Origin of the sequence: Pseudoxanthomonas sp. GM95, assembly GCF_900109775.1 — a bacterium.
In the GTDB taxonomy this organism is placed as follows: Bacteria; Pseudomonadota; Gammaproteobacteria; order Xanthomonadales; family Xanthomonadaceae; genus Pseudoxanthomonas_A.
In genome coordinates this window covers 22733-43122 of the sequence record NZ_FOAX01000005.1, presented here as the reverse complement: position 1 = coordinate 43122, position 20390 = coordinate 22733, and the positions used below count along the sequence as shown (strand labels likewise).

Here is a 20390-nt window from a genome sequence, read left to right as displayed (position 1 = left end):
AATAGTCTGCGCGCCTCAGTTCCTTTCTGGCACAGGCCTTGTCGTGAACACCGCCACCCGTCTGCCCTCGCTTTACATCTCCCACGGCTCGCCGATGACGGCTCTGGACCCTAAGTTGGTCGGCGTGCGTTTGGCCGAGCTGGCCCGCGACCTGCCGCGGCCCAAGGCGATCGTCGTGGCCTCGGCGCACTGGCTGGCGCGCGCGCCGCTGGTCGGCGGCCACGACCAGCCCGAAACGATCCACGACTTCGGCAACTTTCCGCAGGCGCTGTTCGAGCTCCAGTACCCGGCGCCCGGAGCGCCTGAGGTTGCCCAGCGCGTGACCCGGTTGCTGCAGGCTGCTGGCCTGAATCCGCATATCGATCAACAGCGCGGCCTGGATCACGGTGTGTGGGTACCGTTACGCCTGCTGTATCCCGATGCGGATATTCCCGTGGTGCCAGTCTCGATCCAGCCAATGGCCGGCCCCGAACACCAGTTGGCGGTGGGTCGCGCGCTGGCGCCGCTGCGCGACGAAGGCGTGCTGGTGATCGGATCGGGCAGCATCACCCACAATTTGCACGATTGGCGAAGCTACAGCGAAGGCAAGCAGGCGCCATATGTGCAGCCCTACATCGACTGGGTCGAGCGCAAGCTCGCTGCCGGCGACGTGGCCGCGATGCTCGACTACCGCCGTCAGGCGCCTGCTGCTGAGCGCGCCCATCCCACCGATGAGCACTGGCAGCCGATCTACGTGGCCATGGGTGCGGCAGGCGAAAACTTCCGGGCTACCCGCATCGATGCCGGCATCGATGCAGGCTTCCTGGCCATGGACATCTATCGATTCGACGACGCCGTTCCGGCGAAGGTGGCAGCATGAACAACGACAACACATTGACCTTCATCGAACGTGCTGCGGTCGGCACGCCCCGCGGCTTGGTGGTGCTGCTGCACGGCGTAGGCGCCAACGAGCGCAGCCTGTGGCCGCTGGCACAGGAACTGCCCGCCGACGTGCATGTGGTTCTGGTTCGCAGCCCGCTAACCCTTGCGCCGGGTATGTTTGCTTTTTTCCAGGTTCAGTTCGGTGCCAATGGCCCGCAGATCAATCCGGGCCAGGCCGATGCTAGTCGCCGCCAGTTGATCAAATTCATCGCTGCCCAGCAGGCGCGGTTGGACATCGACCCGGCACGCACCCTGGTTGCTGGTTTCAGCCAAGGCGGGATCATGAGCGCCAGCGTGGCCTTGAGCTCACCGGCATCGGTGGCCGGCTTCGGTGTGCTCAGCGGCCGGATCCTGCCGGAGCTGGAGCCGGAGATCGCACCTGACGTCGCCAGTCATGAGGTGCACGGCCTGGTGCTGCATGGCATCCGCGATTCCAAGCTGGGTCATTTCTTTGCCGAACGTGCCCAGCAGTTGCTGCAGCGCCTGGGCGTACCGCACACACTCAAGTCCTACGATGCCGATCACGAGCTGACGCCAGCAATGCGGCAGGATTTCATCCTATGGGTCAATGCGCGCCTGCCAGCGCTGACGGCGGCGTAGCATTTGGTCAAAGCACATGTCACGTGCAATGCATAGGCTTCAATCAATGTTGAATAAGCAAGGCCGCCCCGAGCACGGGGCGGCCGAATCTTGATCGTCTAAAACGAATACTTGACCGAGGTTTGGATCCGCCGCAGGTCACCCGAACGCTCGTCTTCAAGGTCGCGTCGTCCCCAGCTCAGCTCCGCTCCCAGGTCCAGCTTTGAGAAAGGCGAATAGATCAGGTTGGCGCGCCAGGACTGGGAGCGCTCGGTGATGGCAAAGCCGGTGTAGGCCACTTCGTTGTCCAGCAGCGCGGCTGAGTACATCAGGTTGCTGCGCAGTTTCGGGGAGAACAGGTGACGCCAGGCGACATAACCGCCATAGGAGTTCTCAGCGTGCAGTCCGCCCTGTGCGTCCTGCACGGTGTCCGGCGCCAGTCCAAAGGCCATGTAGCGGCCAAGGCCCTTGCCGCCGTTGAACTGGTAGCGGATATCGTCAGCCTCGCCCATGTTGAATTTGCCTGACAGGCTCAATGAGGCACCGCTGGTGTCCTCTTCTGCTGACTTAAACTGACGCAAAAGCGCCGCGACGTTGAAACTGCCCCAGCTTCCCTTGACCCCCCACTTGGCTGTGAAGTCGGGCAGGGCATTGTCACCGGAGCTGGAGCGTACGCCTGTCTGGTATGCACTGATGCTGGTCTGCGGATTCTCCAGCGACATCGAAAAGCCGCCGTGGGTGTAACGCAGCTGAGCTTGTCGCACGAATGCCACGCCATCGGTCACCCCGAGGAAATCGACCGCATCGGGCAGGACCTCGGCGGAGGTGAAGTTTGACCAGGTCTGGCCGGCTAGCCAGTGGTTCCAAGTGACATAAGCATGGCGCAGGGTCAGGGCATAGGTGTTGGTTGAGGTTTCGTTGCCCGACAGCGCATTGCTGCCGCCCCCGTACATGTCTGCCTCGATAAAGGCCTTTATCTTGTCGCCGTTGTCGGTGGTGGTGTCCATCGAGAAATTCAGACGTGAGAACTGTGCATGGAAGTCGGTGTAGCCATCGCCTCCCTGCGCGCTCGCAGCGGCGACCGGAATTGCGCTTGGTACGTAGAACAGGCGGCCGGCCGAGCCGTCGGCCATGCGACCATCCGAAGTCTCGGTGTACATGCCATCCATCTTGATGAAGCCACCGAAGGCAAAGGTAGTGCCTTGCATGGCGCCGGGCATGATCGACTGGGTTTGAATCGGGGCTTTGCCGGCGGGCACTGCACTGGCGGGGATACGGACTTGGTCGAGTTGGCGCTGTGTCTGGGCCACTTGGTCCTGTGTCTGATCGATCTGGGAGGTCTGTTGCTGCTGCGCGCCGATCAGGGCTTGGACCTGCGTCTCCAGCTGGGCCACGCGGGCTTCAAGCGCCCGTTCCTTTGCTGTTTGTGCAAACGCAGTACCGGGCAACAAAATCGCCACGGTGATGGCCAGTGACAGCGGGCAATGCGATATACGAAGCAAGTTCATCTTCTCCTCTCCCAAGAAGCATGGATGGCACGCAGGGCTAGCCCTCCTGCGAGGGCGGTACGAGGGGCGCCATGCGTGCGAAGCAGCGCTCATCGCTTGAAAACATGTCGTTGGAGCAACACCGGCACGTCCCGCTGCAGATCGCAGCAGGTTGAAGGGCGTTGCCGGTACCGGCGCCTTAGCGCCTATTGCATGACTGCGGGCGCGAACTCAGGCCTGGTGGCCCAAAGCTTCGGAAATCTGCGCAGCGGTTTGTCGCAGGTCGGCGATTGTCGTCAGGTCTGCCGTGGAGGGCAGGTAGTGGATAGAGCCCACGATGGCGATGGTGCCAAACAGCGAACCATCGGCCTGGAACACGGGGGCGGCCAGGGCGTTGATGCCCGTATAGAGCTCCTCGGGGGCATCAGCCCAACCTCGGCGTTTCACCAGGTCCACCTCGCTGCGCAGGCGATCGGGATCAGTGATGGTGCGTTGGGTTAGGCCTTTTAGAGGACCTTCCAGGGTTTCCTCCAGCAGCGCCGATGGGCCATAGGCCAAGACGATCTTTCCCTGGGCAACGCTATTGAGCGCAAATCGAGTGCCTTGGCGCAGGCTGATTTCCACCGGCGAGGTGCCCCGCAAGACGTCAATGACCACTACCTCGCTGCCGGTGAAGCTCGACACCACCACCGTCTGCCCGATCTTGTCCCGCAGCCGCTCTAGCATCGGCTTTGCCAGCGACATGATGTCGAAATGCCTGCTGCAGGCCTGGCCCAGCAGATAGAGTTGCCACCCGACCTGATAAGTGCTGGTGCGCGGATCCTGAGTTACATAACCGTGCTCGCGCAGCACCGTCAGATGACGGTGCATGCGCGCTTTGGGCATTCCCAAGAGCTGTCCAAGTTGGGTCACCCCCATTCCTGAAGACGTTGAAACCAGGGCTTCAATGATCTTCAGCGAAACAATGGCAGTAGGCGTGGCACCGTCGTCTGGCAAGGTGTCCGTCGCGTCTGCATCGGCTGTCGAGGAGGAACGTTTCATGGCGGATGGCGGGCCGTAGGGCCTTTCAGCGTACCGAATCTGAGGTTGCCGTGTCTCGCTCATCGTGACGGCGCTTAGTCAGGAAGACTGATGAAACGCTCAGCGAACACCCGGTATTCCTGCACCTTCGGTGCGCGCGCATCCTCTGGGCGGACATAACGGATCGAGCTGACCCCCTTCAATGCACGCGGCAGCAGGAAGCAACGCACGAAAGCGGTCGGTCCATCCTCGGTAGTGGGTGCGAGCACGGGGGCATGTCCCAGCTCGAACCAGGCCTCTCCCGGATTGTGAACGTGGCGCTGGCCCAGGGTCTCGATGGCGATCTGGCCGTGATGCACGATGCGAATGCCGGGACCTTGGTGGACATGCGTCAGGGCCACGCCGCCAGGCGGGAAGTCGACGCGGTCGCAGCGCATCAGCCAATCAAATCGTCTGTCTAGATCGACCTCCTGCTCCAGAAGCAGGCGGCTGCTAGTAGCCGGCGCAGACGGCAGTGCAGGCGAGGGCGCGCGGGCCGATTCTTCCAGCTCCCAACGCCATAGCAGCGTGTCGGCCTGGCCGGCAACGAGCGATAGGCCGCCATCATGGACATGGCCCTGGCCTGCTTCGATCAACCTGCCGCCACTTTCGTCATCGGCCATCACCGATCCGTCCCGGACGTAGAGCGCCCGTGGAAGGCGTGAGAGGTAGATGGCCGGACAGCCAGCGGGCAGGTGATCTTCGTACAGGCGTAGCGTCAAAGCGGTCATGGCATCTCCTCTTGCTGCCAAAAGTGATATCACGAGTATCGATGAAAGATACACGAGACCAAAGTCTGATACTTTAGTCCGCAGATCGAGTAATACGATACACGTGTATCGATGATCGATACATGGCCCTTGGGAGGGGTGCATGAGCCGGACCGAACCGCTTCAGCCTGCAGGTAACGCGACCGATCGATGGTGGCGGGGCGCCACGACGCAGCAATGGAACACCTTCCGAAGCGCATACCTGGGATGGGCGCTGGACATCATGGATTTGATGCTCTTCGCCATGGTCATCAAACACGTTGGCGCGGAACTGGGTTTCGATAAATCCGCCGCTGGCATCGTCGTGTCGGCAACCCTGCTGGCCACAGCAGCAGGCGGATTGGTCTTTGGCTATCTCGCCGATCGCATCGGCCGGGCCAAGTCAATGATGCTCAGCATCATCTGCTACTCAGTCGGGACTGCCTTGTGCGGACTGTCCGGCAGCCTTGGGCAGCTGATGCTGTTCCGCGTAATTGTCGGTCTGGGCGTCGGCGGCGAGTGGTCGGCGGGCTCGGCGCTGGTTAGCGAGACTTGGCCGGCCAAGCATCGCGGCAAAGTGATGGCCTGGGTACAAAGCGCATTCGCTGCAGGTTATGCGCTCGCCGCGATCGTTGCGGCTGTGGTCGTGCCGATTGGTGGCTGGCGTTGGGTTTTCGCGGTCGGGCTGATTCCCGCGCTGCTGGCGTTCTACGTACGCCGCCATGTCGAGGAGCCAGAGATCTGGTCGCAACAGACCAAGCGCCTCGGGTTTATCGAGACCGTGCGTTTGCTGTTCACCGATCATGCGCGCGGAACGATCGTGGGCCTGGCTTTCACAATGACCGCAATGTGCGGCTATTGGGGCTTGTTTACCTGGATTCCAACATATCTGGCCACGCCAGTGGCAGAGGGCGGTCCGGGTCTTGATCTGGTCAAGTCGACAGTCTGGATCGTGATCATGCAGGTCGGCGCCGCGCTGGGGTTCATCACCTTCGGATACATCGCCGACTACATCGGTCGTAAGAAGGCTTTCATCCTGTTCTTTGTAGCCTCGGCCGTATCGGTGCCGATTTTCGCGACGATCCAGCAGCCTGCCGTGCTGATGGCCTTCGGCATTGTGGTGGCTTATTTCGGCACCGGGTTTTATAGCGGCTTCGCTCCGACATTTGCTGAGCTGTTTCCCACTTCGGTACGCGCCACTGCCCAAGGCTTTGTCTACAACGGCGGGCGTGCCTTCGCCGCCATCGCCCCTGCGCTGATCGGCTTTTTTGCCAGCAACTACGGCGTCAGCGTCGGATTGATCGCGACGGCGGGCTTCTTCGCGCTGGCAGCGCTGATCGTGTTGCTGTTCCTTCCCGAGACGCGCGGCGTCGAACTGACCTGAGGATAGTCATGCCCATCATCCACATCACCCTGGTCCAGGGACGTCCAGAAGAAAAGATCCAGCAGTTCATTCGCCAGGTAGCGCAGGTTGCGTCAGACACCCTGGATGCGCCGATCCAGACCGTCCGGGTGATGGTCAACGAGGTCCCGCCGACGCGCTTTGCCGTCGGAGACCGACTCAAAAGCGACCCGTCGAACAACTGAAAGGGCACGTCATGCAACATGAGCACATCCAGCTACACGCACAGCAACTGCACCGCGCGCTACGCGACGCCTTGCCCATCCCGCCACTGACCGGGCGCGTTCAGGGCATTAATATCGAGGCGGCTTACGCCATTTCCGAAGCGCTGCTGCAATACCGCCTGGAAGAAGGCGAAAAGATCGTGGGCCGCAAGATTGGCCTGACCAGTGCCGCGGTCCAAAAGATGCTGGGCGTCGATCAGCCGGACTTCGGGACGTTGACCGATGCGATGGCCTACGAAGACGGCGCTGCGATATCGCTCGCCGGCATGATCGCGCCACGTGCCGAGGGCGAAATCGCCTTCATCCTGGGGCACGACCTGGTAGGCCCGGGCATCACTGCGCACGACGTGCTGGCCGCCACCGAATCGCTGGCGGCGTGCTTTGAGATCGTCGATTCGCGCATCGCCAATTGGAAGATCGCCATAGCAGACACCGTGGCGGACAACGCGTCAGCGTCAGCCTTCGTGCTGGGCAAGTCGCGCGTCCCGGTGGCAGGTATCGACCTGGGTACCTGCGGCATGGTCGTGGAGAAGAACGGCGAGGTCATCTCCACTGGTGCTGGCGCTGCCGCACTGGGCTCACCCACCAATTGTGTCGCGTGGCTAGCCAACACGCTGGGCCGGTTCGGCATCGGGCTCAGGGCGGGCGAGGTGATCCTGTCTGGCGCTCTTGTTCCCCTGGTCGACGTGGCGCCCGGCGACACGATGCGGGTGCGCATCTCCGGCATTGGCAGCGCGCAGGTCAAATTTACCTGAGTCGACCAACTCGATTCATCCGCACGAGGAAGACCGCAATGACTCTTAAAGTCGCAATCGTAGGTTCGGGAAATATCGGCACCGACCTGATGATCAAGATCCTGCGTCACGGGCAGGCCGTCCAGATGGGCACGCTGGTCGGCATCGACCCGGCCTCCGACGGCCTGGCGCGCGCGGCCAGGATGGGCGTGAACACCTGCGCCACCGGCGTGGCCGGCCTTATCGCATCGTCGCAATTCGCCGATATCGACATCGTCTTCGATGCGACTTCGGCCGGTGCCCACATCGAGAACGACCGTCTGTTACGCGCGGCCAGGCCGGGTATCCGGGTGATCGACCTGACGCCGGCGGCGATCGGCCCGTACTGCGTGCCGGTGGTCAACCTGGAGGACAACCTGGTAGCGCTCAACGTCAACATGGTCACCTGCGGCGGTCAGGCCACCGTGCCGATGGTGGCGGCCGTATCGCAGGTGGCCAAGGTTCACTATGCCGAGATCGTGGCGAGTATCTCGAGCAAGTCGGCCGGGCCAGGGACGCGCGCAAATATCGACGAGTTCACCGAGACCACCTCGCACGCGCTGGAGTCGGTCGGTGGCGCCGCCAAGGGCAAGGCGATCATCGTGCTCAATCCCGCCGAGCCGCCGCTGCTGATGCGCGACACCGTATACACCCTGTCCGAAGACGCGGACACCGACGCCATCGAGGCAGCCGTCAATGCGATGGTGGCGCGCGTGGCCCAGTACGTGCCCGGCTACCGGCTCAAGCAGCGTGTGCAGTTCGAACGCATCGACACGCCGATCAAAGTGCCGGGCGTGGGCCTCATGACCGGCTTGAAGACCTCAATTTTCCTGGAGGTCGAAGGCGCGGCACATTACCTGCCGGCCTACGCCGGCAACCTGGACATCATGACCAGCGCGGCGCTGGCCACTGCAGAACGCATGGCCCAATCGCTGCTGGCTCAACGCAATCCACAGGAGCTGCCAGCATGAGCCACGATCCGAGCAAGAAGCTGTACATCTCCGACGTCACCCTGCGTGACGGCAACCACGCCGTGCGTCATCAGTACAGCGTGCAGAACGCCATCGACATCGCCCGGGCCCTGGATGCGGCCAAGGTCGACTCGATCGAGGTCGCACACGGCGATGGCCTGCGTGGCTCGAGCTTCAATTATGGCTTTGGCGCGCACACCGACCTTGAATGGATCGAAGCGGTGGCCTCCAACGTATCGTACGCCAAGGTCGCCACGCTGTTACTGCCGGGCATCGGCACCGTGCACGATCTGAAGGATGCTTACGCGGCGGGCGCGCGCATCGTGCGCGTGGCCACGCACTGCACCGAGGCCGACGTGTCGCGCCAGCACATCGAGGCGGCGCTCAGCCTGGGCATGGATACTGTCGGCTTCCTGATGATGAGCCACATGACCACGCCTCAGAACCTTGCCGCCGAAGCAAAAAAGATGGAGTCCTACGGCGCCACCACGGTGTACGTGGTCGATTCGGGCGGCGCGATGAGCATGCAAGACATCCGCGAGCGTTTCCGTGCCTTCAAGGACGTGCTCAAGCCTGAGACCCAGACCGGCATGCACGCGCACCACAACCTCAGCCTGGGCGTGGCCAACTCGATCGTCGCGGTGGAGGAGGGCTGCGACCGCATCGATGCGAGCCTGGCCGGCATGGGCGCAGGCGCGGGCAACGCGCCGCTGGAGGTCTTCATCGCCGCTGCGGAGCGACTGGGCTGGAACCACGGCTGCGACCTGTACACGCTGATGGATGCGGCGGATGAGATCGTGCGCCCGCTGCAGGACCGGCCGGTGCGCGTGGACCGCGAGACCCTGGCGCTGGGCTATGCCGGCGTGTATTCAAGCTTCCTGCGCCACTCCGAGGCGGCGGCAAAAAAATACGGCCTGTCTACGGTGGACATCCTGGTCGAGCTGGGCAAGCGGCGCATGGTCGGCGGCCAGGAAGACATGATCGTCGATGTTGCACTAGACCTGCTTGAACTCCAGCCTGAAGGAGCACGCGCATGAGTCTGGAACCCGAAGTCATCGAGGACTGCGCCCGCCTGCTGGATGAAGCGCAGTCCAACGTTTACGACGTCGACAAGCTGACCGATACGCATCCGGGCATCGATGTCGATACCGCGTACGACATCCAGGACGCGCTGCGTGCGATCAAGCAAGGGCGCGGCCTGCGCATCACCGGTATGAAGATGGGCCTGACCTCCTATCCCAAGATGAAGCAGATGGGGGTCGATACCCCGATCTACGGATTCCTGAGCGAAGACCTGGCGGTCAATGATGGCGGCCTGGTGGAGACCGCGTTGCTCATCCATCCAAAGGTCGAAGCGGAAATCGCTTTTGTCACGAGCGAGTCGCTGTCCGGCCCGAACTGCGACGAGGCAGCGGTGATGGCAGCCACGGCCTTCTTGCTGCCAGCGATTGAGCTGATCGATTCGCGCTACCGCGACTTCAAGTTCGATCTGCCAAGCGTGATCGCCGACAACACTTCGGCATCGCGTTACGTCGTCGGCTCGCGCCCGGTCTCTCCAGCAGGCGTGGACCTAGAAACGCTCGGTGTTGTGCTTGAGAAGAATGGTGCGGTAATGGAAGTAGGCGCGGGCGCTGCCGTGCTCGGCAATCCAGCGACGGCGGTTGCCATGCTGGTCAACATGCTGCATGTCCGTGGGCAGAGCCTCCCGGCCGGCAGCCTGGTGCTGTCAGGAGCGATAACAGCAGCGATTCCCGTCGCTGCTGGCGATTCGATCCTTTTGCGGGCGGACGGATTGGGAACCGCTGGCTTTCGCTTGATTTGACGACTGTTGGTCAATCTTCGATGGTGGCGCTACATACCAGACAGATCCGAATAGAAAGGCCGATTCCTGATCGGCCCATCTAGCTGCGACCTGAGTTTTTCTCGCGTGATTAGAGCGCCGGAACCAGCTCGATCGAGGCGAATTTGATGCGTTGATTCTGCAGCAGCAGGGCCTTGAGGTTGTTGATGTCCACCTCGCCCTGTGCGGCCAGGCAGATGGAACAGGCGTGATGGCTCCGGCCAACGCGCCAGACCTGCATCTTGTGGATGGAGGCGTTGCACGCCTCGTCGTGGACAAGCTGGCGGATCTCGCCTGCCAGCGGACCGTCCGGATCGGCGTCGAGCAGGATGCCGGCGGTCTTGCCGAGCAGCTTCAGCGCCCAACTTGCGACGATCAGCGCACCGATAATGCCCACCGCTGGATCGAGCCAAGCCAGGTTCAGTAGCGTACCGGCGCCAAGGGCGAACAGCGCCAGCATCGACGTGGTCGCATCGGACAGGACATGTAGATAGGCCGCGCGAAGGTTCAGGTCCTTGCCGCCAGCGGCAGGGTGCCTGTGGGCGGTGGCCTCGTGCGCATGGGCGCCAGATGCGGCATGGTCGTGTTGATCACGCAGCCACCAGGCGCAGACCAGGTTGGCGGCCAGGCCGATCACGGTAATGATCATGGCCTCACGGACATGGATCGGTTCGGGCGTGACCAGCCGCTGCACCGATTCGAAGATCATCGAGATGGCGATGCAGAACATCAGCAGGGCACTGGTGTATCCACCGAGCACCTCGATTTTCCAAGGGCCGAATGCAAATCGCGCATCGCTGGCATGCCTGCGGGCAATGGCGTAAGCCACAAGGGACAGCCCCAGGATGAGCGCGTGCGAACTCATGTGCCAGCCGTTGGCAAGAAGCGCCATGGAATTGAGCACGGTGCCGCCGACGATCTGCGCCGCCATCACCAGGACGGTCAGCACCAGCGCCTTTTTGACCTGTCGTTCGGTGTGCAGCGGCGTGCCAGTGCTGGGCCCGTCATGACGGTGGATGTCCTGATGCACGTGCATGGAGGCAGTGTCCTTAGATCTTCTTTGATTTAGTGACGATCGCGACAAGGTATGTCATGTGGAAGAGGTTGCCGGCGCGCGCTGCACGCCAGCAACCGATCCCTGATCAGACAGCCAGCACGCCGTTCGCCTTGGCGATGTGCGTGGAGATGGCATCCATCAGCGGCGGGTTGAGGCTGTCGTAAGGGGGCAGGCCGAGCTTGCTCAGCTTGGCGCGCACGCCATCCATCTGCTCTGGACGGGCACCGCCGCCTTCGATGATGGATGACACGAACGCGGCAAAGCGCGGTTCTTCCCAGCCCTTCTCGTCGGACAGTTCAACGTGGACGAAATCGAGACCGTAGAACGGGTGGGTTTTGTTCTCGATACGGCCGTACATGTGCACACCGCAACCGGTGCAGGCATGGCGACGGATTGTGGCGGTTTCATCGACGACCTTGAGCTTTTCCGGGTGCGCTGTCACCTTGACCGCATCGCGCGAGACGACGGCGACGACCGAGAACGCTGCGCCCTCCGGCTTCCAGCATTTGGTGCAGCCGCAGGCATGGTTGTGCGCAACGTTGCTCGAGATCTGAACCTCGACCTTGTCGCTGGCGCAATGGCAGCGCAGGGTGCCGCCGTTGAAGCCGTCGCTGCCGGCGGTGACGCCGCCTTCGACGGAAGGATGGATAGTGATGTCGCTCATGATGACTCCTGGTGGTTGTTACAAAGATGCGCCCCGGCCCGGAAAGACCGGGGCATGTTGCGAGTGATCAATAGTTGATGACGGTGCGGATGGACTTGCCTTCGTGCATCAGGTCGAACGCCTCGTTGATGCGCTCCAGGCCCATGGTGTGGGTAACGAACGGAGCCAGGTCGATCTCGCCCTTCATCGCGTCCTCGACCATGCCTGGCAACTGGCTGCGGCCCTTGACGCCGCCGAAGGCGCTACCCAGCCAGCGACGGCCGGTGACCAGCTGGAACGGACGGGTCGAAATCTCCTTGCCCGCGCCGGCCACGCCGATGATCACGCTCTGGCCCCAACCGCGGTGCGCGCACTCCAACGCCGCGCGCATCACATTGACGTTGCCGATGCACTCGAAGGAGTGATCCACGCCCCAGCCTGTCATCTCGACGATGACTTCTTGGATCGGCCTGTCGTGGTCCTTCGGATTGACGAAGTCGGTAGCGCCAAACTGCTTGGCTAGCTCGAACTTGGACGGGTTCATGTCGATGGCGATGATGCGGCCGGCCTTGGCCTGGCGCGCACCTTGGATCACGGCCAGGCCGATGCCACCCAAGCCGAACACGGCGACCGAATCGCCTTCCTGCACCTTGGCGGTGTTGTGTACCGCGCCGATGCCAGTGGTGACGCCGCAGCCGAGCAGGCAGACGTGTTCCGGGTTGGCCTCCGGGTTGATCTTGGCCAGCGACACTTCGGCCACCACGGTGTACTCGCTGAAAGTCGAGCAGCCCATGTAGTGGTACAGCGGCTCGCCGTTGTAGCTGAAACGGCTGGTGCCGTCGGGCATCACGCCCTTGCCCTGGGTGGCGCGCACGGCCACGCACAGGTTCGTCTTGCCGGACTTGCAGAACTCGCATTCGCCGCACTCGGCGGTGTACAGCGGGATCACGTGATCGCCGGGCTTGACGCTGGTCACACCTTCGCCGACCTCGACCACGATGCCGGCGCCTTCATGGCCCAGCACGACGGGGAACAGACCTTCGGGGTCATCGCCGCTCAAGGTGAAGGCATCGGTGTGACACACGCCGGTGCTGGTGATCTTGATCAGCACTTCGCCCTTCTTTGGCGGGGCAACGTCGATTTCGACGATCTTGAGAGGTTCGCCTGCAGCGAAGGCGACGGCGGCACGTGATTTCATGAGTCAATCCTCAGTGTGGTCAGGAAGTGGGTTGCAGCAGCAAATGCTCGATCTGCGTTTTGCTTGCGGATTTGGATCTAAAGCGCTCGGGAGCGCCGGGCAATGGGTGCTTCAGCATTCCCAGCCTGGACATTCCAGAGGTGTTGAACTGGTGCCTTCAATCGGGAGAATGTCGCCTTGAGTTCACCGGATCTGGCCAGCGGTGCCCAATCACGATCGACATGGACATGCGAGTGCGTGCTGCTAGTGCGCAGCAATGAAAAATCGACCGTGGAGATGGCCCAAGGCTGATGGCCTAACGTCGAAGCCACGATACCGTTGTCAGGGAAGCCGTAGTCCATAGGCGCGAAAATCGCCGCTTCTCCTGTATTGACGTCAAGGGCAGGGCTCCACGCGGCCAGTCCTGCGGTAACGGACTGGGCAACGAACATACGGTTCTCAAGCGCCCTGGCCATTGCCCCAACCCGGACACGCGTCGCGCCAGCAGCAGTGTCGGTACAACTGGGTACCAGCAGCAGGCTGGCCCCAGCCTCACGCTGGGCGCGCACAGGCAGCGGGAATTCGCTGTCGTAGCACACGGCTATTGCCGCCCCGACGCCAGCGACGTCGAAGACCTTGACCTCATCGCCTGGATCGATGACTCGCAGGGCGCGCTCGAAGCCGGTCAGCTGTAGTTTGTCCTGGTAGCCAGACATCCCGTTGGGTGCAAACAGCCATGCACGGTTGCGATAGCGTTGCTCGCCGGTCTGCGCAATGAACGTACCGGCCTGGATGTACATCCCCAATTCGCGCGATAGCGAGGAGTAGAGGCTGAGCCAGGCGTCCTGAAGCGGTTGCAGCGCTTTGAACGAGGCATGTAGATCAGCGCTAACGTCGGCTGGAAAGAAAGCTGCGAGTTCAAGCGCCAGATACTCCGGCAACACAGCCAGGTCAGCGCCTGCGCGCTTGGCCTCAAGCAGCAGGTCGCGCTGACGCTGCGCAAAACTCTCGAAGCTTTCCGGCCGGTGAATCTGGTATTTGGCGACTGCAATCTTCATCTTTTCTCTCCAATGCACGCATCCACATCGTCATTGCGTGTGTTGTTTCCGTGTCATCACCGATCTGCCGCCAATGCAGCTGTGCTTTCATGTCCGACGGCGCATAGCCGCGCTTTAACCAGAACGCCTCGTTACTGCGGTACTGTGCCGGACGGTTGGGATCTTCATGTGACCTGTCCACGCTCGCAAAAGCAGTCCACTGGAAATTCTCCAGCTTGTGCGCATGCGCTTCGCGGCGGTCGAAGAATTGATGACCGATGCCCTGTCCTCGGTACTCGGGTAACAGCACCGACTCACCGCAATAGAAAACCGAGTCGATGTCGACGCCACGTCCTGCAAGCGGCAGCTGAAAGGCTTTATCTGCCTGCGCCAAGGGAATTCCCGTTGACGCACCCACGACAGATTTGCCATCAACCACGAGGATCAGAACGCTTTCATGTGAACGTGCGTAGCTGGCCAGATAGCCGCGCTCGTACTCCAGACTTCCCGCATAGAGGTAGGGGTACTGGCGAAACACCTTCATCCGCAGGTGGGCAACCGCATCGAACCAGTGGTTCATTTCCCGCCCGTGGCGCACTAGGATCTGTGTGTTGGATTGCACGTCAGGATCCTCTGTTGACCTGTTTCAGCCAATCTTCCAAGTTGTAGTAATTGGTCACTCGGCAGATGCGATGGTCGCGAATTTGGAAGAACGCGCCCCCTGGCAAGACATAGCCCTGACCGATCGCTTCGGGCAATCCCTTATCAGTGCTGTGATAGATGCCATGGACGACGTACTCGGCAGCTGCTCGGGTGCCGTCAGCGCTGGAGAGCAAGGTGATATCGCGTAGCTGTTCGTCGTAGCAGCTGTCCATGCGTTCCAGGAACGATCGAAACGCCTGGCGGCCAATTTGCCTTTCGCCCTGATTAAGGTCATGCACCACGTCCTCGGTCAGCAAGGCCAGCATCACCTGCCGGTCGCCGCGGTTGAAGGCTGCGTAGTAGGTGTCCACGAGCGCTGCTGCGTTCATGAGTAGCTCCAGAAAGCGTTGAGGAAAGCTGCCGTGGCAGCGGATGGAGGTCAGTCTCCTCGTTCTATAAATGCCCGTATATGGAACGGTTTAGATTTCATAATTCCTATAGGTGGAATACTCTAGGCGCTGGTTTTTATGTGGGCACCCCATGCAAGGCGAACTCGAACTCCTCCGGATTTTTCGTGCTGCAGCAGAGGCTCCCAGTTTTCGCGAAGCCGCCATTCGCTTGGGGGCTTCGCCACAAGGCGTCACCCGCGCGGTCAAGCAGCTGGAGCAGCATTACGGAGAGCCGCTATTCCACAGGAGTACGCGCCAGGTCCGGATCACCGCCTTCGGAGAGGCACTGCTGGCGCGTTTGGCGCCAACACTGGCGCAATTCGAAGATCTGTGGCGTCCGGCTCACACCAAACAGCAGGCAGCTGTGTCGGGCCTAGTCCGTGTCAGCGTTCCTCGCAGTCTTGGCTCGCGCGCGGTGTTGCCCGCCATGGAGGAGATCGCCAAGCAACACCCAGCGATCACCTTGGATGTACGTTTGTCGGATCGAATCAGTGATGCCGTCGATGAGGGCATCGACGTAGGTCTTCGGGTTGGCTTCATGCGGGACAGCCGGTACGTCGCGCGTGAAGCGGCCAAGATGCGGTTGCTAACGGTGGCCAGTCCGGACCTGATCCAAAAGTTGGGAGCGCCGGACAAGATTGAGGATCTGGCGAATCTGCCTGTCGCGGCAGCGCTCGATCAAAACACGGGGCGTCCATGGCCGTGGTATTTCAGGGCAGGGGCGCAGTGGACGCCGACATCACCTGTGGTGATTGCCGATGATGCAGATATCGAAATGGGGGCGGTTTTGTCCGGGATCGCCTTTGGCCAACTCGCCGACTACATGGCGCTTCCCCACCTAAACTCAGGAGGGCTTGTCAGGGTGCTTGAGAGCGAGGAGCCCTCACCATGGGGTCTGTACGTCTTCCGGCCTCAGCCGGGTCCAGTGGCAGCTCGTGTACGAATTGTCTTTGATGCGCTGGCTTCCGTCTTGAGCACGCTTTCAGATAGTCAGGTTGGCTCAAGGGATCGTCCAAAGCCGAAACAAAAAAAGGGCGGCTAAAAGCCGCCCTTTTTCTATGTTGTGGCAATCCCCTTGCAAACGATCAAGTCCGCTTGCGTGCATCCAGACTGAAGCGGCCTGCGCCGTTTGCAACGAGCAGCAGGAAGGCACCGGTGATGGCCAAGTTTTTCATGAACATCAGCTGCTGCATCTGATCGCCCAGATTTGTGTGGAACAGCAGGGCAGTCAAAAGCGTAAAGCCGGCCAGCAGGAAAGCGACTACCCGCGTCTGCCATCCCAGGATGATTGCAATGGAGCCACCGATTTCGAGTGCGATAACCAGCGGCAGCATGACGGGGGGCACGCCAGCCGATGCCATGTAGCCGGCGGTTGCGCTGTAGGCGGCGAGCTTGCCAAATCCAGAAACTAGGAACAGGACAACGAGCAGGACGCGCCCCGCAAGATCAAACGTAGCAGGCAGTGCAGTAGAGCGACGGGTCGTGGAGGAAGATGCTGAAGTGGACATGATGAATTCTCGTGCTGGGGTGGGTTTGCGGTTCTGGGTCGACTGACGCACCACTGACTAACGTCAGGCGCGGTGGCCAGATGCAGTCACTGTATTCATCACAAATAAATCAATAAATAACGCGAAACGACATCAATTGTTTCTATAAGTAAAATTATTGATGCCTACGTCCTCGGCTGTGCTCACAAATGCGCCTGTTGCCTCTCAACGGTGCTTGATAGCAGGCAACTAGCGACGACGACAGAATCTTGTAAGCACGCCAGCCCACGGTCGGCCTACGTGGAACAATCAATGGCACTAAAGCCTAGCGGCGCTTACGTCAAACGCGTCGGCACGCATCGACCGCCACTAGTGGGCTTTCCTATTAGACGTAGTCACACAGCTTCGGCCCGGGCCCTACGCGCAAGTGCAGCGCTGTAGGGGGGATCTATCAAGGTAGGTAAAGGCGGCTTCTGCGCAATAGGAGACTACGCACGAAGCGATTAGTTCTTTTTAGTTCTGTGTGCTTCAGTGCTCGACAATACCTGCAAGGTCTGAAAAGCGTTCTCAAGGTGCTTAACCAAGGGCGTCGATGGATCTTGCACACATGTCCGCAAAGCGTGTCCCGTGAGCGCCATGCCCGTTGCAGCAGCAAGGTCTGCGATCGCAGGGGCGATATCGCGACGCTTGAGCGCCTTGGCGATAGCACGGGTGATCAAAGCGGTCTTGGCAAGTTGACGCTCCTGCAATGCGGGCGTCTGCGCGATCACCGCTTGCCCCACGTTCGCCAGGGGAAGGTTCTCCTCGAACAGGGGAGCAGCCGACTTGAACGCCCACACCACGATCTCCAGTGCGTTTAGGGCAGGCGGCGCTTCTGCGATCGCCGCGTCCAGCCTGGCATGTAGCTCAGCCTCGTTGAAGAGCACTTCGCGCTTGTCGGGGAAGTGGCGGAAGAACGTGCGCTCGGTGACACCGGCACGGGCTGCGATTTCGGCGGCGGTGGTGCGCTCGTAACCCTTTTCGCTGAAGAGGGCCAGGGCGGCTTCCCGCATACGACGACGGACATCCCCTCGAATTTTTGGCATGCGCGCTCACGCTCCTATTGACAGTGACTGACGTAAAAATCTAGATTAATGTCAGTGACTGACTTTAACGAATCCAGGGTGCCTGAGCAATGGGCCTTGGAGGCCAATCGATGCGTGGAGAAACCTGTGGCTATGAAAAATACGAGAACGATCCGGTTTTACGAACACGGTGAGCCAGGCGATGTCCTGCGTCTGGAGATCGGGCCCATCCCAGCGCCCGTGGCAGGGCACATCGTCGTGCGCGTGCATGCCTGCGGATTGAACCCCGCCGATTGGGCGCTCTGCCGTGGACTGTCTTCGCGGGAGTTGCCATGTGGCATCGGGCTGGATGTTTCGGGCGTTGTCACTGCGGTAGGCGAGGGAGTGACCGACGTCGCCGTCGGCAATGCCGTCTTCGGTCCGGCCGAATTCAGGGCCTATCCCAGCGCAGGTGCGGCTGATTACGCCGCCCTCAACCATTGGGAGCGGCTTCCCGAAGGACTGGCGCACGTAGAAGCAGCAGCGCTTCCGATGGTGGTTGAAACTGCAGCCCGTTACGTGGCCTGGTCGGGTCTCAAGAATGGACAGACGGTGCTCATCAACGGAGGCGGCACGATGGTGGGCTTTGCCGCCGTCCAAATGGCATTACGAGAAGGAGCTCACGTCATCGCGACAGCTGGCGACACCTTTGCAGATCGGCTGCGTGCAATGGGTGTCCTGGTCGCCTCGCATGGCGAGGGAATGGTGGAACGCGTGCGTGCACTGATCAACCAAGCGCCAGACGTGATCGTGGACGCGGCGCCCGTCAACTTGAAAGCGGGGTCTGTCGGTGCGCTGCCTGACCTGGTGAAGCTCGCGGGTGGAGATCCTACCCGCGTCATCACGATTGCCGACTTCGAAGGCGCAGCCAAGACCGGGGTGCGCATGGGTGCGGAGAACGTCAAAGCCGAAGGCGGCTTCAAGCTTCGGTGGGACGCCCTGCGTGCGTATGGGCAGCTTGCTGCCGATGGGCAGTTTTCCATCCCCGTTGCGCAGACCTTTGCGTTGGAGGATTGGCGCGATGCGCTTGAGATAAGTCTGGCCGGTCGTGCGCGCGGCAAGCTGGTGCTGTTGCCTGGCCATTGAGCCCTAACTGTTCCTGATCACGCTCGTCCAGCGACTTGGCGCCATGCGAGGAGGGCAACGTTTTGCCGGACTCCGGGAACGTGTGTTACGTAGCGCGAAGAGAAGCTTTTGAAACGATGAACGACAAGATGCGCACACGCATGCTGGAGGGGCCGATCGGGCGCACGCTGATGGCCCTCTCAGTGCCGATCATTCTGGGTAACCTGCTGCAGACCGGCTACCAACTCACCGACGCCTTTTGGGTCGGACGTCTTGGTGCTTCTGCTGTCGCTGCTATCGCACTAAGTTTTCCGGTGACCTTTCTGGTCATTGCGTTGGGATCTGGGCTTGCGATGGCTGGCTCTGTGCTGATCGCGCAATACGCCGGCGCCGGCCGGCAGGATAGGGTCAATCACGTGGCCGGCCAGACCATGATGATGGTGCTGATCACGTCAGCGCTGCTCGGCACCGCCGGATATCTGCTCGCACCTAGCTTTCTCGACATTCTCGGAGTAGCGCAAAACGTGCGTGATGGGACGCTTGGCTTCATGCGCGTGTCCTTCGTTGGCGTGGTCTTTGTCTTTGCCTACGCTATGTTCCAGGCGTTGATGCGCGGCATCGGACAGACCCGCCTGCCGCTTCTCATCGTCCTGGGCACGGTCTTGCTGAACTTCGCGCTCGATCCGCTCTTCATCTTTGGATGGGGCCCGATGCCAGGCCTGGGCGTTGTCGGTGCTGCCTGGGCGACCGTAGCCACACAGGGCCTAGCGGCTGTGGTGGGCATCGTCGTGTTGCTCAAGGGGCGCCACGGCATTCATCTGGAATGGACTCATCTGCGTCCGGATCCTGGCTACATCCGCAAAGCATTCCTCCTTGGCCTGCCAGGGTCGATTGACCTGTCGACGCGTGCGTTGGGCTTGATCGTGATGTCCTACATGGTGGCTGGCTTCGGGACGCTACCGATTGCCGCATACGGAATCGGCTCTACCATCCTCCAGGTTGTCACGATTCCCGCAGCTGGGCTGTCGATGGCGCTGTCTACGCTGGTGGGCCAGCACCTGGGCGCTGGCAAGGTGGAGCGCGCAATGAAGATCGCCCGGCTCGGCATTGCTGGTGGGTTTGGGATGCTCTCGATACTCGGAGTCGTCGCGTTTGTAGGCGCGCCCACGCTGGTTGCTTTGCTGGTGCCCTCCGATGCCGCTGCGATTGCGACCGGCAGCACATTCATCCGGACCATGGCGCTGTCGTGGGGTGGGATCGGAGTCCAGTTCTGCGTCGTTGCGGTCCTTCGCGCCTCGGGGCAGATGGTGCAGGCCATGATCATTGCCTTGGTTTCGCAGTGGCTAGTCCAGTTGCCGCTCGGCTATGTGCTGTCGACATACATGCACTTAGGAGCAGTTGGCATCTGGTGGTCCTTTCCTACGAGCAATCTAGCCACGGCGCTCTTGGCACTGGGCTGGTTTGTCCGTGGCCAGTGGATGCATGGTGGGATCGCAGCTGAGGCCTGACGGACCGGGGGCACAGGCGAACAAATGACGAGAGGAAGTGCACGGTAGCTTCATCGGCACAAATATTAGAGCTGTACCATCGTGGAGCGCTCGCCTTGCGCGCTGTAACCCATGCAATTTCCTCGTCGCAAGCCTCCTGTTCCTTGTGGAATAAATTTCCGTGGAGCTTGGGGATGCTATGCGGAAGGGGCACGAGCCGAAATTGTCGCAGTCTTGC

General features: G+C 61.3%; 22 protein-coding genes. 11 read left to right on the top strand and 11 right to left on the bottom strand.

The window, feature by feature from the left end; translation table 11 throughout:
- The first annotated feature begins 43 nt into the window (after positions 1 to 43).
- Together BMZ17_RS20000 and BMZ17_RS19995 are read left to right on the top strand one after the other, a co-directional pair.
- The gene (locus BMZ17_RS20000; protein WP_093144105.1) at positions 44 to 859 is read left to right on the top strand and encodes a dioxygenase family protein; all 816 of its coding nucleotides are present in this window, start codon (positions 44 to 46) and stop codon (positions 857 to 859) included.
- A complete protein-coding gene (locus tag BMZ17_RS19995; RefSeq protein WP_093144102.1) occupies positions 856 to 1521 on the top strand; it encodes an alpha/beta hydrolase in 666 nt (221 codons plus the stop codon). The genes BMZ17_RS20000 and BMZ17_RS19995 overlap by 4 nt, the downstream gene beginning before the upstream one ends.
- Positions 1522 to 1619: 98 nt before the next feature.
- Here BMZ17_RS19995 and BMZ17_RS19990 read toward each other — a convergent pair whose 3' ends face one another.
- The 3 genes from BMZ17_RS19990 to BMZ17_RS19980 all read right to left on the bottom strand — a co-directional run bounded on the left by BMZ17_RS19990 (position 1620) and on the right by BMZ17_RS19980 (position 4777).
- Complete coding sequence (locus tag BMZ17_RS19990; protein WP_093144100.1) at positions 1620 to 3008, bottom strand: DcaP family trimeric outer membrane transporter; 1389 nt, start codon at positions 3006 to 3008, stop codon at positions 1620 to 1622.
- A gap of 210 nt (positions 3009 to 3218) precedes the next feature.
- Complete coding sequence (locus BMZ17_RS19985; RefSeq protein ID WP_175485698.1) at positions 3219 to 4028, bottom strand: IclR family transcriptional regulator; 810 nt, start codon at positions 4026 to 4028, stop codon at positions 3219 to 3221.
- 74 nt (positions 4029 to 4102) lie between these two features.
- Positions 4103 to 4777: a hypothetical protein gene (locus tag BMZ17_RS19980; RefSeq protein ID WP_139203026.1), complete on the bottom strand. Its 675-nt coding sequence runs from the start codon at positions 4775 to 4777 to the stop codon at positions 4103 to 4105.
- A gap of 142 nt (positions 4778 to 4919) precedes the next feature.
- Between BMZ17_RS19980 and BMZ17_RS19975 the strand changes: the two genes are divergently transcribed.
- Genes BMZ17_RS19975 through dmpH form a run of 6 tightly spaced genes read left to right on the top strand, consistent with a single transcriptional unit; the run spans position 4920 to position 9987 of the window.
- Positions 4920 to 6179: an MFS transporter gene (locus BMZ17_RS19975; RefSeq protein WP_093144092.1), complete on the top strand. Its 1260-nt coding sequence runs from the start codon at positions 4920 to 4922 to the stop codon at positions 6177 to 6179.
- Between the two features lie 8 nt (positions 6180 to 6187).
- A complete protein-coding gene (locus BMZ17_RS19970) occupies positions 6188 to 6382 on the top strand; it encodes a tautomerase family protein (RefSeq protein WP_093144089.1) in 195 nt (64 codons plus the stop codon).
- A gap of 11 nt (positions 6383 to 6393) precedes the next feature.
- The gene (locus BMZ17_RS19965) at positions 6394 to 7176 is read left to right on the top strand and encodes a fumarylacetoacetate hydrolase family protein (RefSeq protein WP_093144086.1); all 783 of its coding nucleotides are present in this window, start codon (positions 6394 to 6396) and stop codon (positions 7174 to 7176) included.
- Positions 7177 to 7214: 38 nt separating this feature from the next.
- Positions 7215 to 8165: an acetaldehyde dehydrogenase (acetylating) gene (locus BMZ17_RS19960; protein ID WP_093144084.1), complete on the top strand. Its 951-nt coding sequence runs from the start codon at positions 7215 to 7217 to the stop codon at positions 8163 to 8165.
- Positions 8162 to 9202, top strand: a complete 1041-nt coding sequence (dmpG, locus tag BMZ17_RS19955) for a 4-hydroxy-2-oxovalerate aldolase (protein WP_093144082.1) — start codon at positions 8162 to 8164, stop codon at positions 9200 to 9202. Before BMZ17_RS19960 ends, dmpG begins: the two co-directional genes overlap by 4 nt.
- Entirely contained in the window at positions 9199 to 9987 is a 789-nt protein-coding gene (dmpH, locus tag BMZ17_RS19950; RefSeq protein WP_093144080.1) for a 2-oxo-3-hexenedioate decarboxylase, read from the top strand. Before dmpG ends, dmpH begins: the two co-directional genes overlap by 4 nt.
- A gap of 109 nt (positions 9988 to 10096) precedes the next feature.
- Here the strand turns inward: dmpH and dmeF are convergent, their stop codons facing one another.
- From dmeF to BMZ17_RS19920, 6 genes are all read right to left on the bottom strand, one after another.
- Entirely contained in the window at positions 10097 to 11041 is a 945-nt protein-coding gene (gene dmeF / locus BMZ17_RS19945) for a CDF family Co(II)/Ni(II) efflux transporter DmeF (protein WP_093144077.1), read from the bottom strand.
- Positions 11042 to 11147: 106 nt separating this feature from the next.
- Positions 11148 to 11726: an S-(hydroxymethyl)glutathione synthase gene (gene gfa, locus BMZ17_RS19940; protein WP_093144074.1), complete on the bottom strand. Its 579-nt coding sequence runs from the start codon at positions 11724 to 11726 to the stop codon at positions 11148 to 11150.
- A 67-nt stretch (positions 11727 to 11793) separates the two neighbouring features.
- A complete protein-coding gene (locus BMZ17_RS19935) occupies positions 11794 to 12903 on the bottom strand; it encodes an S-(hydroxymethyl)glutathione dehydrogenase/class III alcohol dehydrogenase (RefSeq protein ID WP_093144071.1) in 1110 nt (369 codons plus the stop codon).
- 77 nt (positions 12904 to 12980) lie between these two features.
- Complete coding sequence (locus BMZ17_RS19930; protein ID WP_093144068.1) at positions 12981 to 13940, bottom strand: carbon-nitrogen hydrolase family protein; 960 nt, start codon at positions 13938 to 13940, stop codon at positions 12981 to 12983.
- Positions 13855 to 14541, bottom strand: coding sequence for a GNAT family N-acetyltransferase (locus BMZ17_RS19925; RefSeq protein ID WP_254775481.1), 687 nt, complete (start codon positions 14539 to 14541; stop codon positions 13855 to 13857). Before BMZ17_RS19925 ends, BMZ17_RS19930 begins: the two co-directional genes overlap by 86 nt.
- 1 nt (position 14542) lies before the next feature.
- Positions 14543 to 14950 (bottom strand): ketosteroid isomerase-related protein, encoded by a 408-nt coding sequence (locus BMZ17_RS19920; RefSeq protein WP_093144066.1) that lies wholly within the window; start codon positions 14948 to 14950, stop codon positions 14543 to 14545.
- A 151-nt stretch (positions 14951 to 15101) separates the two neighbouring features.
- On the opposite strand from BMZ17_RS19920, the gene BMZ17_RS19915 reads away from it, so the two are divergent.
- Positions 15102 to 16052, top strand: coding sequence for a LysR family transcriptional regulator (locus BMZ17_RS19915; protein WP_093144063.1), 951 nt, complete (start codon positions 15102 to 15104; stop codon positions 16050 to 16052).
- A 43-nt stretch (positions 16053 to 16095) separates the two neighbouring features.
- On the opposite strand, the gene BMZ17_RS19910 is transcribed toward BMZ17_RS19915, so the two are convergent.
- Complete coding sequence (locus BMZ17_RS19910) at positions 16096 to 16518, bottom strand: DoxX family protein (protein ID WP_093144060.1); 423 nt, start codon at positions 16516 to 16518, stop codon at positions 16096 to 16098.
- Positions 16519 to 17000: 482 nt separating this feature from the next.
- Positions 17001 to 17582: a TetR/AcrR family transcriptional regulator gene (locus BMZ17_RS19905; RefSeq protein WP_217645875.1), complete on the bottom strand. Its 582-nt coding sequence runs from the start codon at positions 17580 to 17582 to the stop codon at positions 17001 to 17003.
- A gap of 48 nt (positions 17583 to 17630) precedes the next feature.
- On the opposite strand from BMZ17_RS19905, the gene BMZ17_RS19900 reads away from it, so the two are divergent.
- Together BMZ17_RS19900 and BMZ17_RS19895 are read left to right on the top strand one after the other, a co-directional pair.
- Positions 17631 to 18686 carry an NADP-dependent oxidoreductase gene (locus tag BMZ17_RS19900; RefSeq protein ID WP_217645873.1) on the top strand — a complete coding sequence of 352 codons (1056 nt, stop codon included), beginning with the start codon at positions 17631 to 17633 and terminating at the stop codon, positions 18684 to 18686.
- A gap of 116 nt (positions 18687 to 18802) precedes the next feature.
- Positions 18803 to 20173: an MATE family efflux transporter gene (locus BMZ17_RS19895; protein ID WP_217645871.1), complete on the top strand. Its 1371-nt coding sequence runs from the start codon at positions 18803 to 18805 to the stop codon at positions 20171 to 20173.
- Positions 20174 to 20390 lie beyond the last annotated feature (217 nt).

What these genes read in the sequence shown, in the direction of transcription:
- BMZ17_RS19965 (WP_093144086.1), top strand. Translation starts at nt 6,394, where the DNA reads ATGCAACATGAGCACATCCAGCTACACGCACAGCAACTGCACCGCGCG.
- dmpG (WP_093144082.1), top strand. Translation starts at nt 8,162, where the DNA reads ATGAGCCACGATCCGAGCAAGAAGCTGTACATCTCCGACGTCACCCTG.
- BMZ17_RS19995 (WP_093144102.1), top strand. Translation starts at nt 856, where the DNA reads ATGAACAACGACAACACATTGACCTTCATCGAACGTGCTGCGGTCGGC.
- BMZ17_RS19990 (WP_093144100.1), bottom strand. Translation starts at nt 3,008, where the DNA reads ATGAACTTGCTTCGTATATCGCATTGCCCGCTGTCACTGGCCATCACC.
- dmeF (WP_093144077.1), bottom strand. Translation starts at nt 11,041, where the DNA reads ATGCACGTGCATCAGGACATCCACCGTCATGACGGGCCCAGCACTGGC.
- BMZ17_RS19980 (WP_139203026.1), bottom strand. Translation starts at nt 4,777, where the DNA reads ATGACCGCTTTGACGCTACGCCTGTACGAAGATCACCTGCCCGCTGGC.
- BMZ17_RS19920 (WP_093144066.1), bottom strand. Translation starts at nt 14,950, where the DNA reads ATGAACGCAGCAGCGCTCGTGGACACCTACTACGCAGCCTTCAACCGC.
- BMZ17_RS19895 (WP_217645871.1), top strand. Translation starts at nt 18,803, where the DNA reads ATGAACGACAAGATGCGCACACGCATGCTGGAGGGGCCGATCGGGCGC.
- BMZ17_RS19930 (WP_093144068.1), bottom strand. Translation starts at nt 13,940, where the DNA reads ATGAAGATTGCAGTCGCCAAATACCAGATTCACCGGCCGGAAAGCTTC.
- BMZ17_RS19985 (WP_175485698.1), bottom strand. Translation starts at nt 4,028, where the DNA reads ATGAAACGTTCCTCCTCGACAGCCGATGCAGACGCGACGGACACCTTG.
- BMZ17_RS19910 (WP_093144060.1), bottom strand. Translation starts at nt 16,518, where the DNA reads ATGTCCACTTCAGCATCTTCCTCCACGACCCGTCGCTCTACTGCACTG.
- BMZ17_RS19970 (WP_093144089.1), top strand. Translation starts at nt 6,188, where the DNA reads ATGCCCATCATCCACATCACCCTGGTCCAGGGACGTCCAGAAGAAAAG.
- BMZ17_RS19915 (WP_093144063.1), top strand. Translation starts at nt 15,102, where the DNA reads ATGCAAGGCGAACTCGAACTCCTCCGGATTTTTCGTGCTGCAGCAGAG.
- BMZ17_RS19900 (WP_217645873.1), top strand. Translation starts at nt 17,631, where the DNA reads ATGTCAGTGACTGACTTTAACGAATCCAGGGTGCCTGAGCAATGGGCC.
- gfa (WP_093144074.1), bottom strand. Translation starts at nt 11,726, where the DNA reads ATGAGCGACATCACTATCCATCCTTCCGTCGAAGGCGGCGTCACCGCC.
- BMZ17_RS19905 (WP_217645875.1), bottom strand. Translation starts at nt 17,582, where the DNA reads ATGCCAAAAATTCGAGGGGATGTCCGTCGTCGTATGCGGGAAGCCGCC.
- dmpH (WP_093144080.1), top strand. Translation starts at nt 9,199, where the DNA reads ATGAGTCTGGAACCCGAAGTCATCGAGGACTGCGCCCGCCTGCTGGAT.
- BMZ17_RS19975 (WP_093144092.1), top strand. Translation starts at nt 4,920, where the DNA reads ATGAGCCGGACCGAACCGCTTCAGCCTGCAGGTAACGCGACCGATCGA.
- BMZ17_RS19960 (WP_093144084.1), top strand. Translation starts at nt 7,215, where the DNA reads ATGACTCTTAAAGTCGCAATCGTAGGTTCGGGAAATATCGGCACCGAC.
- BMZ17_RS19935 (WP_093144071.1), bottom strand. Translation starts at nt 12,903, where the DNA reads ATGAAATCACGTGCCGCCGTCGCCTTCGCTGCAGGCGAACCTCTCAAG.